Raw genomic sequence first — 12,882 nt, forward strand, 5'->3', positions numbered from 1 at the left:
AACCGGGTGCGGACTGCCGGTGCCGTGGTGTGTGATCGGGGCATGGCGATTGTCTTGGGCGAGCCGGGAGCCGACGGGCTGAATGAGGCCGTGGGCGTGCTGCGGGAGTGGCAGTACGAGGGGGCGCCGATGCAACTGCATCCGGGCGACCTGGGCTGGTTCTGGCGGTCGGGTACGGAGGCGACCGCCGCGGCGGTCCGGACCTGGAGCCGGAACGGACGGATCCTCGCCGTCGGGCTGCTGGACGGTCCCGGGCTGCTCCGGCTGACGATCGCGCCCGCCTCCCATCGGGACGAGGAGCTGGCACGGCAGCTGGTCGCGGACGTGATCGAGCCGGAACGCGGCGTGCTGCCCGAGGGGAAGGCGAACGTCGAGGCGCCGATGGGCGCACTGGTCCAGGATCTGTTGTCCGAGCACGGCTGGAACACCGACGAGCCGTGGACCCCGCTGCGCCGCGACCTCACGGAGCCGGTGAAGGACCCGGGCGTGCGGATCGAGGTGGCCGGGCCGGAGCAGGCGCAGGTGCGGGCCGCCGTAGGCCGGGCATCGTTCGACGGGGCGACGTTCACGGACGAGCACTGGCACGCGATGGCGGCCGGACTGCCGTACGCCGACGCCCGGTGTCTGGTCGCCTACGACGACCAGGGCAACGCGGTGGCGGCGGTGACGGTGTGGTCGGCCGGTCGGGGCAGGCCCGGGTTGCTCGAACCGATGGGCGTGCACCGGGAACATCGCCTTCACGGCTACGGCAAGGCGATCACCGAGGCTGCGGCGGCCGCACTCCAGGAACTGGGCTCTTCGAGCGCGCTCGTCTGCACCCCGAGCTCCAACGTCGGCGCCGTCGCCACCTACAAGGCGGCCGGTTTCCGTCAACTCCCTGAGGTCCGGGACCGATACCGGCCCGCCTAGGCCTGTCCGGGAAGGTCCCCGGGAACCCCATGCGCCCGGCGTGACGTCTTGGATCTTGTCACCACAGATCCGCACGGAGGTCAGCCCAGGTCATGGCACGCGACGGAAACCAGTCGACCGACGGCATCGGCGGGGCGCTCGATGCCCTCGGACGCCACCGCCGGGCGCTGTACGGCTTCACCTTGCTCGTGTCCCTCCTGACAGTCGTACTCGGCTGCGCGATCCTGGCCGGCGGATTCGCGGCGGCATGGGACGCCTTCGAGAACGTCCGGGACTACGCGGACCGCAACATCGCCAACGAGGACTCCTACGTGGCCTACGCCGACGGTGGCCTGCCCCCGCTGGTACGGGTCGGTGCCGTGGTGTCGGTGCTGTTGCTCGTGCTGGGACTCCTCGTCGTCTCCGTCCTGCACACCGCTTACGCCGTCGCCGACGCACATGCCACGCGCGACGGCGGACCGCTGACCACCCGTGAGTTGTGGCGGCGCACCCGCCGCCTTCCCGCCGCCCTCGCGGTCAACGCGCTGACCGGACTGGCTGTGGGCGCCGTGGAGCTGGCGGCCCTGGTGCTGTGGGGCCTCGTCGAGAGCGGCGAGGTGCCGGGTGTCGAGCCCACGCCGCTGGGCGGAACCGCGTCCCCGCAGTACACGCTGGTGGGTTGGGTGCTACCGATCGCCGTCGGGTGTCTCGGCCCGCTGCTGTACTCCCGCCTGGCGGTGGCCACCGCCGAGACGGTGCTGGAGCGCCGTTCCCCGTTCGCGGCGTTGTACCGCTCCTGGGTGCTGACCCGCCGCGCACGATGGCGCGTCCTCGGCACGGGCGCGCTGGTCACCGCGGCCGCCGTGCTCGTCTTCTGGCCGGCCCGGTACGCGGCCGCTCCCCTCGCCCACTTCGCCGGACTCGGCATGCTGTGGCTCAGCGACGACAATGTGTGGATCACCGGCGTGCTGGTGCTCATCCTGCCCACAGCAGTGGCCCTTCTCCTGCTGCCCCCGGTGGTGATGCCGCTGGTGTGCGCGGTGTTCGCCCGGCTTCACGGGGACCTGAGCGCTCGTGAGGACGCGGGGTCCGCGGCCAATTGACCGGCACTGCGAGTCAGACCTCTCCATGGAGAGGCCACGCGATCGCGGACAGAAGGTGACCGCAAGGGTTCCTACGGTCGTGGCATGACGCAGACGCAGAAGATTCTTGTCACCGGTGCCACCGGAAACGTCGGCCGCCAGGTGGTCGCCGAACTGCTCGCCCGGGGCCACGCGGTCCGCGCCCTCACCCGGGACGCCGCGAAGGCCGTCTTCCCGGACGGTATCGAGGTCGTCGAGGGCGACCTGACCGACCCCGGCGGCCTGGCCCCCGCCCTGGAGGGGATCACCGGCCTCCACCTGATCACCTTCGGCGGGGCCGCCTTCACGCCGCTGGAGACCGGCCCCCGGATCCTGGAACTGGCCCGCTCGGCCGGCGTCCGCCGGATCACCGTGCTGCACGGCGGCGGGCCCACCCCGCTGGAGGACGCGGTGCGCGGCGACGACGCGGTGAGCTGGACCGTGCTCATGCCCGTCGAGTTCATGGCCAACGCCCTGGAGTGGGCGGACGGAATCCAGGCCGCGGGCGAGGTGCGGGAGCCGTTCGTCGCACGGCTGAGCGCCATGGTCCACGAGGGCGACATCGGCGCCGTCGCCGCGGTCGCGCTCACGGAGGAGGGGCACGCGGGCCAGGAGTACGTGATCACCGGGCCCGAAGTGCTCACCGTCGGCGACAAGGTGGCGGCCCTCGCCGCCGCGGCCGGCCGGGAGATCGCCCTGGTCGAGCTGACCGAGGAGCAGGCCGTCGCCCAGTGGCGGGCGGCGTTCCTCCCCGAGGACGTGATCGGCTTCCTGCTCGAGGCGTACGGGAACACACCGGAGGTGGGCCGTACGGTGTCCGGCACCGTCGAGAAGGTCACCGGCCGCCCGGCCCGCACCTTCGCCCAGTGGGCCGGCGAACACGCCGACGTTTTCCGGAAACCGGCCTGACTGTCTCGTATTGAGACACCCGTCCGGGAGTCCGCTGCCGCAAGATCGAAAAGGGGGGTGTGACCGCAACAGGGTGCGGCCGTCGGCGTGCGCTGAATTGCCGCGCGTACGGCCGTGCCACCTGATGAAAGGTGAACATCATGGCCCTCGCACTGCTCCGGCGCCGGCGGCTCAAGGGCGCCTCCGCCGCGGCGGCGGGCCTCGCGCTCCCCCTTCCGTCCGGCGCGGGTGCCGTGGCCCGTGAGGTCGTGGACCCGATGGGCTCGCCCCTGGCGGCCGCGGACGTCACCGTCACCGCCCTGGACACCCACCGGGTGGCCGCCCGCGGGACGACCGACCCGTACGGCTACTTCCTCGCCGCGCTGCCGCCCGGCCGGTACAGCCTGATGGTCGCGACGGAGGGCCTGCGGCCGCACCGCGAGACGATCGAGATCGGCACGGGTACACCGACGCCCACCGAGCGCGTCTGGCTGCAGCCGGCGGAGGCGCTCCAGCTGCCGGCGCCCGGGACGTGGCTCTTCGACCCGCCGCACACCGCGATCCGGTTCATCGCCAAGCACGTCGGCATGGCGAACGTCCACGGCCGATTCGAACGCTTCGACGGCGGGATCCAGATCGCCCAGGACATGACCGACTCCCGGGTGTCGGTCCGCATCGACGCCTCCAGCATCACCACCGGCAACACCACCCGCGACAACCATCTGCGGTCCGGCGACTTCCTCGACGTCGAACGCTTCCCGTACATCGACTTCAACAGCACCCGCTTCGCCTATCGCGGCGGCAGCAAGTGGTCACTGCTGGGCTCCCTCACGATGCACGGCGTGAGCCGCTCCGTCTCGCTCGACACGACGTATCTCGGCACGGTGAACGGTGGCTACGGGCAGGAGCTGCGCTGCGCGGCCCTGGCGACGGCGGAGCTGCACCGCGAAGACTTCACGCTCAACTGGCGTTCCATGCTGGCCCGGGGCATCGCGGTGGTCGGGCCGACGGTCCAACTGGAGCTGGACGTCCAGGCGATGTACAGGACCCACGACACCCCGACCCCGCCGGAATAATCCCTGGCAGGATTCCGCCCGCCCTCCCTACACTCACGGAGTACCCGGCGCCGCCCACGACGTGAGCGGCGCGCGCCGTCGTGACGAATGAAGGGAGACCGCCATGCGTGACCACACCGCTGTCGCCGTCTCCCTGCCGCGCTACGAGGTGATCCTCGTGTCCTCGTCGCTCCGGTGCCCGCTGCGCGGCCGGCGCCGGATGACCGGGACGAACGCCTGAAGAGCGCCTGCTCCGGCTCGCTGACGTAACGTCAGCGAGCCGGAACAGGCGTGTGTCACCACACCTGCCTCGCCCGGAAATCGCGCTGCCCCCTTCCTGATCGCCTCGAAAGGCCATGGGCCGTGCGCACCAACAACAACCCGCTCGCCGTCGTCCGCAACCTCGGCATCCTCGCCCACGTCGACGCCGGCAAGACCACCGTCACCGAACGGATCCTGTTCGCCACCGGAACCACGCACAAGCGCGGCGAGGTCCACGACGGCACGACCGTCACGGACTTCGACCCGCAGGAGCGGGACCGGGGCATCACGATCTTCTCCGCGGCGGTGAGCTGCGCCTGGGACGGTCACCGGATCAACCTGATCGACACCCCGGGGCACGTCGACTTCGCCGACGAGGTGGAGCGTGCGCTGCGGGTGCTCGACGGTGCGGTGGCCGTGTTCGACGCGGTGGCCGGGGTGGAGCCGCAGAGCGAGTCGGTGTGGCGGCAGGCCGACCGGCACGGCGTACCGAGGATCGCGTTCGTCAACAAGATGGACCGCGCCGGAGCCGACCTCGACGCGGCCGTGGCATCGATCCGGGAGCGGCTGCACCCGGCACCGCTGGTCGTGCAGATGCCGGTCGGTGCGGAGGACACCTTCACCGGCGTCGTCGACCTCGTACGCCTGCGCGCACTGCTGTGGACCGACGGTGACGCCTGCGAGGAGGCGCCGGTCCCGGACGGCCTCCGGGACGAAGTCCTGGCACGCCGCCGGGCGCTGGAGGAAGCCGTGGCGGAACTCCATCCGGGCGCACTGGAGGAGTTCTGCGACACGGGCACGCTCGGCGAGCGGACCCTCTCCTCGGCGCTGCGGGACCTGACCCGGGACGGCGACGGCGTGGTCGTGCTGTGCGGCTCCGCCTACCGCAACCGCGGTGTCGAGCCGCTGCTCGACGCGGTCGTGGCCTATCTGCCGTCGCCGCTGGACGTGCCGCCGGTCCGCGGCACCGACGACGGCGAGGAGCAGGAGCGGCCCGCCGACCCGGCGGCACCACCGACAGCCCTCGCCTTCAAGGTGCACGCCACCCCGACGGGCCGGCTGACCTACCTGCGGATCTACTCGGGAACGATCGAGAAGGGAGACACGCTGTGGGACGCGAGCGCGCGGCGCACCGAGCGGATCGGCCGGATCCTGCGTGTCCAGGCCGACCGGCACGCGCCGCTGGACCGGGCGGTCGCCGGCGACATCGTCGCCGTCGTCGGGCTGAAGTCCGCCCGTGCCGGCTCGACCCTGTGCGCGCCGGACTCCCCGCTCGTCCTGGAGCCTCCGGGCGTGCCCGAGCCGGTGGTCTCGGTCGCGGTCGAGTCCCGCAGGGCCGGTGACACCGACCGGCTGGCGTCGGGGCTCGCACGGCTGACCGAGGAGGATCCCTCGCTGGTCGTGCGGACCGACCCGGAGACCGGGCAGACGGTGCTGTCGGGCATGGGCGAACTGCACCTGGAGGTGGCGGTGGAGAAGCTCCGGCGCGAGCTGGGACTGGACGTCAACATCGGCCGCCCCCGGGTCAGTTATCGCGAGACGGTCGGCCGGGGCGTGTCCGGACTGGTGTTCCGGCACGTCAAGCAGGACGGCGGGGCGGGGCAGTTCGCCCATGTCGTCCTCGACGTGGAGCCGTACGAAGGCGGCTTCGCCTTCCGCTCGGCCGTCGTCGGCGGGCGCGTGCCGCAGGAGTACGTCCGGGCGGTCGAGGCCGGCTGCCGCGACGCCCTCACCGAAGGGCCGCTCGGCGGTCACCCGGTGACCGGGCTGCGCGTCACGCTCACCGACGGGGCGACCCATGTGAAGGACTCCTCGGACACGGCGTTCCGCACGGCCGGCCGCCTCGGCCTCCGCGAGGCCCTGCGCGCCTGCGCGATGGTCCTGCTGGAGCCGGTCGTCGAGGTCACGGTCACCGTGCCCGAGGACGCGGTGGGCGGCGTGCTCGGCGACCTCGCCGCCCGGCGCGGCCGGGTGACCGGCTCGGTCACCCGGGCGAGCGCGGCGGTCGTCACCGCGACCGTGCCGCTGGCCGAACTGTTCGGCTACGCGACCCGGTTGCGCAGCCGCACCCAGGGCCGCGGCACCTTCACGGCCCGGCCCACCGGCTATGCGCCGGCGCCGGTCGCGACGCCGGTGCGGTGATGCCTGGTCGGGCCCCTTCCCTTCCTGCGCCGGGGGGAGGGGCCCGACCCCTTCACGGGTACGACTCGACGGTCGACGGCACGGGGGAGGCCCCGACGGGGGAGACCCCGTGTCTACATCGCAGCGCTGCGAGGCACGGCACGGGACTGGGCGACCAACATCGCCATCAGTGACCAGCCGATGAACACAGGTGCCACTACGGGGCAACTGCTGCAGGGCATCCGGTAGCGAACAGTCCCGCTGCTTCGACGCCTGGTACCGGCCCGGTGAGGTCGGGGTCGCCGAACTCCGCGCGCAGGGTCTGGAAGGCGGTTACCTTGTCCGCGCCGAAGCGGCGGACGTGGGCGGCGTATTCGTCGGGGGAGAGGAACGCCGACGGCCTGGACTTGGTGTGGAACTTGTCCGCGTACATCACCAGCCTTTCCTCCTCCGTGACTGCCAGGTAGTCGGCGGGAGGGAGGGGCAGGCCCTGGCTCACGATGTCGTGCCGCGTGAGGCCCACTCCGGTGTGGTGGGAGCAGAAGCGGCGGAGGGTTTCGGGGAAGCCCTCCGCTTCGAGGATCTCGTGGCCGAGCAGTCCGTGCCGGATGTAGTTCGCGTGGTCCAGCCGTCCGTCGTCCCCGTAGAGGCGGTAGACGCCGATGTCGTGGAGGAGGCAGCCGGCGCGGACCAGCTCGGCGTCGAGGTGAGCGAGGTGGGGCGCGGAGAGGAGTTGCTCGGCGACTCCCCAGACGATCTCGCAGTGCGTGTGGACGAGCGTGAACGCCTCGGCGGTGGGCGCGTGCTTCTCGTGCAGCGCTCGGATCTCTGCGGGGCCCGGGATGCTCATCGGGGGAGCGTAACAACCGTCGATCCCGCTGGTCGGCCAGTTCCCGATCCTGCCTGTTTCACGTGATCGGGTGATGCCGCGGAGCAGCGGGCACGGGCCGGCCTTGCGGGCCGTTCGAGTTGGTGACGGGGACTTCTCGTCCATCGACGTCACGGCAGCTGGAGCACACCATGGGCCTGCGGTACAGGCGAAAGGACATGGTCCGGTTACTCGATGCCACGGGGATCGAGTAACCGGTGGGATGAGTCAGCGCAGGGCGGCCGGCCCCGGGACGAAGTCCGGGTCCACCTGGGCGGCCAGGTTCTCGCCCGTGCGCGCGTCCGCCCAGGCCCGGGCGTTGCGCAAGTGGAACTCGACGGCGTGCCGGTGGAGCCGGTCCCAGTCGCGGGGGTGGGAGTCGACTGCCTCGCGGAGGACGGTGAGCGCGTGGCGGTTGTGCGGTTCCAGGGATGCCAGGGGGTCCGGGCCGTCCTGCACGCGGCCCTGTTCGGCGGAGCGGACCCAGGGGGAGTGGATCAGGTGGGTCAGGAGGTCGTCCCCTACTTCTTCCTTGAGGAAGAGCAGGTCCTCCTCGCACGTCACCTTGTTGCCGACCACGGCGACACGGATGCCGAACTCGCGGGCGTGGTCGCGGTACTGGCGGTAGACCGAGACGCCCTTGCGGGTCGGTTCGGCCACCAGGAAGGTGATGTCGAAGCGGGTGAACAGGCCGGAGGCGAAGGCGTCCGCGCCTGCCGTCATGTCGACCACGACGTATTCGCCGGGGCCGTCCAGCAGGTGGCCGAGGTACAGCTCGACCGCGCCGAGCTTGGAGTGGTAGCAGGCCACGCCGAGGTCGGACTCGTCGAACTCGCCCGTGACCATCAGCGGTACGCCGCCCGCGCGGCCGACGTGCCGGGCGTGGAGTTCGTCGTCGCCGAGCGGGCGCAGGAGGCGGGAGCCGCGTCCTGGGGGAGTGGTCTTGATCATCGCCTCGACGGAGGTGATGCGGGGGTTCGTGCCGCGCAGGCAGTCCTTGATCGAGGGCAGGTGGGCGCCCAGGGGAGGGGCGGGCTTCTCCTGCCCGCCGAGCGCCTCGGCCAGGTGCTGGTTGATGTCGCCGTCGATGGCGAGGACCGGGGCGCCGGAGCGTGTCAGGTGGCGGGAGAAGAGTGCCGACAGCGTGGTCTTGCCGCTGCCGCCCTTGCCGACGAACGCGATCCTCACGGCCGCTCCACCTTTTTGAAAATGGGTGTCATGTGGTCAGGTTTAGGGAGTGATCGCCGCCACTGTCAAATTGCTTGGGCCGTATGGGATTTGTCCTTCACCCAGGCCCCGCTCACCCGGCCGATCGCTCTCGTCCGCTTGGTGCATATGCTGTGCAAGTGCGTCCCCACAGCATCAAGAGCCGCCCCCGGTTCCTCGCCGCCCTCGTCCTCGTCCCGTGCCTGGCCGGCTGCTTCGCCTCCCCGGGAGGGGAGTCGTCGTCGAACGGCGGGCAGTCGGGCTCCCGGCTGCGCGTCGCCCTCGCCTTCCCGCCCGCCGAGAACTTCTCGCCTTACGGAGCGGACGCCACGCTCCTCAGCCGCCTCGGCGTCACCGAGGGACTGACCGGCCTGGACGCCAACGGCGCCGCGGCCCCCGCGCTCGCCGAGTCCTGGCGCCGCGAGAACGACCGCACCTGGCGGTTCACCCTGCGCGAGGCCACCTTCCAGGACGGCGCGGACGTCACCCCGTCCGCCGTGGCCGCGGCTCTCACCCGCGCCACGAAGGCGAAGCCCGCGCCCGCCGCCCTCGCCGGTGTCTCGCTCGACGCGAAGGCCGACGGCGACCGCGGCATACGCATCACCACCGCCGCGGCCGATCCCGTCCTGCCCATGCGGCTGTCCAGCCCGAGCCTCGCGATCCTCTCCCCGAAGGCGTACGGCGAGAAGGGCAACCCCGATCCGGTCGGAACCGCCACCGGGCCCTTCGAGATCACGAAGGTCAACGGCGGCTCCGTCACCCTCGACCGCTTCGACGACTACTGGGGCGGCCGCGCCCAGGCCTCCGGCATCGACGCGCGCTTCGTCAAGGACGGCACCGCACGCGCCAACGCGGTCCGCACCGGCGACCTCGACATCGCCGAGGCGATCCCCGTCGCCCAGGCCGCCACCCTCGACAAGGCGACCCTGAAGGAAGCCGGCACCACCCGCACCACCAGCCTGCAGCTCAACACCAGGACCGGTCCCTTCAAGGACCCGAAGCTGCGCGCCGCCGCCCGCACGGCGATCGACTCCTCCACCATCGTGAAGGGCGTCTTCGAGGGGTACGCCGACCCGGGCGCGGGCATCTACGGTCCCGCCGTCACCTGGGCCGAGAGCAAGCGGGTGAAGCCGGCCGGGCGTGCGGCAGCCGCCGAGCCCGACGGTCAGCAGATCACCCTCGCCACCTATGACAACCGGCCCGAGCTGCCCGAGACCGCCCAGGTCGTGCAACAGCAGCTGGAGAAGGCCGGTTTCAAGGTGAAGCTGGAAGTGCGCGAGTACTCACGGCTGGAGAGCGACGCCCTCGCCGGGAAGTTCGACGCCTTCATCGGCGCCCGCAACAGCCTCCTCGACACCGGCGACCCCGTCGGCGTCCTCGGCAGTGACTACACCTGCGACGGCAGCTACAACCTGGCCCTGCTGTGCGACAAGACCGTCGATCGGGCCGTCGCCAAGGCGGACGGGACCGACGGCACCGGTGAGCGGCAGGACGCGGCCATGGCCGCCGAGGCCGCGATCCTCGGTACGGACGCCGTCGTGCCGCTGGCCCACCAGCAGATCATCGCCGGCGTCTCCACCAAGGTCCGGGGCGTCGTCCTCGACCCCTACGAGCGGACCCTGGTGGGCACCGGGACCCGTCGCTGAAGCTCTTTCACGCCGGCAGCTTCGTGTCCACCACGCAGCTGATCTCGACCAACTGCCCGGGGAAGGTCAGTTCGGTGACGCCGAGGGCCGTGGAGACCGGGCGGTGGGTGCCGAAGTACGCCCGGTTGGCCTTCGCCAGCACCTCGGCGTGGCGCACCAGGTCCACCGCGTACAGGGTCTGGGAGACGACCTGGTTGCGCGTGACGCCGTAGTGCGCCAGGACCTTGTCGATGTTGACGTGGGTCTGCTCCAGCTGGGTGGCCCAGTCGTCCTCGGGGCGGAAGCCGCCCGATTCGTCGAACGCGAGCTGCCCGGAGACATGGATCAGGTCGCCGGACCTGATCGCCTGCGCATAGCCGAAGTGGGTCTCGGCCGGGATGGCGTGGTCGTAGACATCGGGAGTCGTCACAGGTGTTGTCCTTCCGTTCCTTCCGCCGAGCACGCGCTCACGTGCTCTCTTGCGGTTACTCGGGAACTGTAGGAGAGTGACCGCCGACCTGGAAGAACGCACTTTTCGGTGACTGGGGAACCAGATGGTGACCAAGCAGGAGTTGAGCGGTCTGCCCGCGGACGCGGATCTGCGGCGGGCGGACTCGCTGGCGCGTGAGATCTTCTCGGACGTCGCCAACAAGTGGGCGCTGCTGATCATCGAAGCCCTCGGTGAACGCACCCTGCGCTTCAGCGAGTTGCGTGACGAGGTCGAGGGCGTCAGCCACAAGATGCTCACCCAGAACCTTCGGATGCTGGAGCGCAACGGCCTGGTCGACCGGAAGGTGCACCCCACCGTGCCGCCGAAGGTCGAGTACACGCTCACCGAGCCGGGCCGGGCCCTGCGGGCCACGGTCGACCTGCTCTGCGGCTGGACCCACCAGTACCTCGGTCATATCGAGACGGCACGAGGGCGGTTCGGGGCCTGACCGGCCGGGCCGTCAGCTGGCGACCAGTTCCCGCACCTGCCGCCGGGACGCGGTCTCCTCGACCCGCGAGGTCCGGTACAGCCACAGCACGTCACGCCCGAACGACCACACCAGCAGGCCCAGGGCCAGGGCGGCGACCCCGAAGTTGCCCGCGTACGGCAGCAGATCGGCGCCCGCCACCAGCAGGAGCACGCCCTGAAGGGCCGCGACCGTCTTGCGGGCGGTGCTCGGCGGGAGGGCGGCGGTCAGCCAGGGCCAGACCCGCGCGGCGGCGACGAAGACGTACCGCATACCGCCGATGAGCAGCACCCACGGGCCCTGCTCCATCGACACGTACACGCTCAGCACCAGGATCAGGAACGCGTCGACCTCCATGTCGAAGCGCGCGCCCAGCGCCGTCGAGGTGCCGGTGCGGCGGGCCACCTTGCCGTCGACGCCGTCGAGGATCAGGGCGACCGCCGTCAGGCCGACGAACAGCGACACGGGCGGCGAGCTCTGGAAGGAGTCCGCGACGAGCGCGGTGACCCCGCCGACGAGGGTGGCGCGGCCGAGGGTGACCCGGTTGGCCGCGCCGAAGGAGCGCAGCCGGGAGCGGTGCAGGGCCCGGGAGAGCACCGCCCAGGTGGCGACGGCGAACGCGAGGCCGGTCAGCCAGCCCGCAGGGCCCATCCCGATCGCCGTGCCGATCAGGGCGAGCAGCAGGACCTGCACTCCCGCCCCCAGGGCGGTCTCCTGCTGTACGAGCCTCGCGTCGTAAGTGTTGTTCAGGGCCACCGAACACCCTCCGGCCGTGTGACAGAGTCGATCAACGCCGCTACCTTGTGCGCGGCCTGTGCACCCCTCGGTACGCAAGCAGCTTCCCGATCGTTCAGGAGGACTTCGATGAAGCACACCGCACGGGCGTTCTGGATCGACTCGCCTGGGCGAGGCGGCATCCGGGACGTCACCCTGCCGGACCCCGGCGAGGGCGAGGTGCTGGTCCGCACGCTGTATTCCGGCGTGAGCCGCGGCACGGAGACGCTCGTCTTCCGCGGCGGCGTGCCGGCCAGCCAGCACACGGCCATGCGGGCACCGTTCCAGGAAGGTGACTTCCCGGGCCCCGTGAAGTACGGCTACCTCAACGTCGGCCTGGTGGAGGAAGGGCCCGAGGAACTGGTCGGCCGTACGGTGTTCTGCCTCTATCCGCACCAGAGCCGGTACGTCGTCCCGGCGCATGCCGTCACACCCGTACCGGACACCGTGCCGGCCGAACGGGCCGTGCTCGCCGGGACCGTGGAGACCGCCGTCAACGCCCTGTGGGACGCCGCGCCCCTGGTCGGCGACCGGATCGCCGTGGTCGGCGGCGGCATGGTCGGCTGCTCGGTGGCCGCCCTGCTCGCCCGGTTCCCCGGCGTCCGCGTCCAGCTGGTCGACGCCGATCCGTCCCGTGCCGCCATCGCCAAGGCCCTGGGCGTCGGCTTCGCCGGCCCCGCGGACGCCGAGGGCGAGTGCGATCTGGTCGTCCACGCCAGCGCCACCGAGCAGGGACTCGCCAGGTCCCTGGAACTCCTCACCGCGGAAGGGACGGTGCTCGAACTGAGCTGGTACGGCGACCGGCAGGTCAGCCTGCCGCTCGGCGAGGCCTTCCACTCCCGGCGGCTCGTCATCCGCTCCAGCCAGGTCGGCACCGTCTCCCCGGCCCGCCCGAACCGCACCTACGCCGACCGGCTCGCCGTCGCCCTCGACCTGCTCGCCGACCCGGCGCTCGACGCCCTCGTCACCGGCGAATCCGCCTTCGAGGAGCTGCCGGACGTGCTGCCGAGGCTCGCCTCCGGCGAGATCCCCGCACTGTGCCACCGCGTCCGCTATGACGAGAGCGATTGACAAATCGGCTGACGATTCGTTCCATCCGGTACGACATCGGTACGACAA

At 71.4% G+C, this 12,882-nt stretch carries 12 protein-coding genes; 8 read left to right on the forward strand and 4 right to left on the reverse strand.

What is annotated here, in order from left to right; genetic code table 11:
- Positions 1-42: 42 nt before the first annotated feature.
- From OHU35_RS35515 to fusA, 5 genes are all read left to right on the forward strand, one after another.
- Positions 43-909, forward strand: coding sequence for a GNAT family N-acetyltransferase (locus OHU35_RS35515; RefSeq protein WP_405508225.1), 867 nt, complete (start codon positions 43-45; stop codon positions 907-909).
- A gap of 92 nt (positions 910-1,001) precedes the next feature.
- Positions 1,002-1,991 carry a hypothetical protein gene (locus tag OHU35_RS35520; RefSeq protein ID WP_405508227.1) on the forward strand — a complete coding sequence of 330 codons (990 nt, stop codon included), beginning with the start codon at positions 1,002-1,004 and terminating at the stop codon, positions 1,989-1,991.
- Between the two features lie 84 nt (positions 1,992-2,075).
- Entirely contained in the window at positions 2,076-2,918 is an 843-nt protein-coding gene (locus OHU35_RS35525; RefSeq protein ID WP_405508228.1) for an NAD(P)H-binding protein, read from the forward strand.
- Between the two features lie 140 nt (positions 2,919-3,058).
- Complete coding sequence (locus tag OHU35_RS35530) at positions 3,059-3,973, forward strand: YceI family protein (protein ID WP_189726139.1); 915 nt, start codon at positions 3,059-3,061, stop codon at positions 3,971-3,973.
- Between the two features lie 342 nt (positions 3,974-4,315).
- The gene (gene fusA / locus OHU35_RS35535) at positions 4,316-6,355 is read left to right on the forward strand and encodes an elongation factor G (RefSeq protein WP_233878570.1); all 2,040 of its coding nucleotides are present in this window, start codon (positions 4,316-4,318) and stop codon (positions 6,353-6,355) included.
- Positions 6,356-6,551: 196 nt separating this feature from the next.
- On the opposite strand, the gene OHU35_RS35540 is transcribed toward fusA, so the two are convergent.
- Positions 6,552-7,184, reverse strand: a complete 633-nt coding sequence (locus tag OHU35_RS35540) for an HD domain-containing protein (RefSeq protein ID WP_405508229.1) — start codon at positions 7,182-7,184, stop codon at positions 6,552-6,554.
- A 246-nt stretch (positions 7,185-7,430) separates the two neighbouring features.
- Positions 7,431-8,390, reverse strand: a complete 960-nt coding sequence (locus OHU35_RS35545) for an ATP-binding protein (RefSeq protein ID WP_405508230.1) — start codon at positions 8,388-8,390, stop codon at positions 7,431-7,433.
- Between the two features lie 152 nt (positions 8,391-8,542).
- Between OHU35_RS35545 and OHU35_RS35550 the strand changes: the two genes are divergently transcribed.
- Positions 8,543-10,054, forward strand: a complete 1,512-nt coding sequence (locus OHU35_RS35550; protein ID WP_405508231.1) for an ABC transporter substrate-binding protein — start codon at positions 8,543-8,545, stop codon at positions 10,052-10,054.
- Between the two features lie 7 nt (positions 10,055-10,061).
- Here OHU35_RS35550 and OHU35_RS35555 read toward each other — a convergent pair whose 3' ends face one another.
- Positions 10,062-10,463, reverse strand: coding sequence for a RidA family protein (locus OHU35_RS35555; protein WP_359889382.1), 402 nt, complete (start codon positions 10,461-10,463; stop codon positions 10,062-10,064).
- Positions 10,464-10,587: 124 nt separating this feature from the next.
- On the opposite strand from OHU35_RS35555, the gene OHU35_RS35560 reads away from it, so the two are divergent.
- Entirely contained in the window at positions 10,588-10,971 is a 384-nt protein-coding gene (locus OHU35_RS35560; protein ID WP_189726133.1) for a helix-turn-helix domain-containing protein, read from the forward strand.
- A gap of 12 nt (positions 10,972-10,983) precedes the next feature.
- On the opposite strand, the gene OHU35_RS35565 is transcribed toward OHU35_RS35560, so the two are convergent.
- Entirely contained in the window at positions 10,984-11,745 is a 762-nt protein-coding gene (locus OHU35_RS35565) for a CDP-alcohol phosphatidyltransferase family protein (RefSeq protein WP_405508232.1), read from the reverse strand.
- A gap of 108 nt (positions 11,746-11,853) precedes the next feature.
- Here OHU35_RS35565 and OHU35_RS35570 point away from each other — a divergent pair, with 108 nt between their 5' ends.
- Complete coding sequence (locus OHU35_RS35570; RefSeq protein ID WP_189726131.1) at positions 11,854-12,834, forward strand: zinc-binding alcohol dehydrogenase; 981 nt, start codon at positions 11,854-11,856, stop codon at positions 12,832-12,834.
- The last annotated feature ends 48 nt before the right edge of the window (positions 12,835-12,882 follow it).

The sequence above is a fragment of the Streptomyces purpurascens genome, from assembly GCF_045040895.1.
GTDB classification, from domain to species: domain Bacteria; phylum Actinomycetota; class Actinomycetes; order Streptomycetales; family Streptomycetaceae; genus Streptomyces; species Streptomyces purpurascens.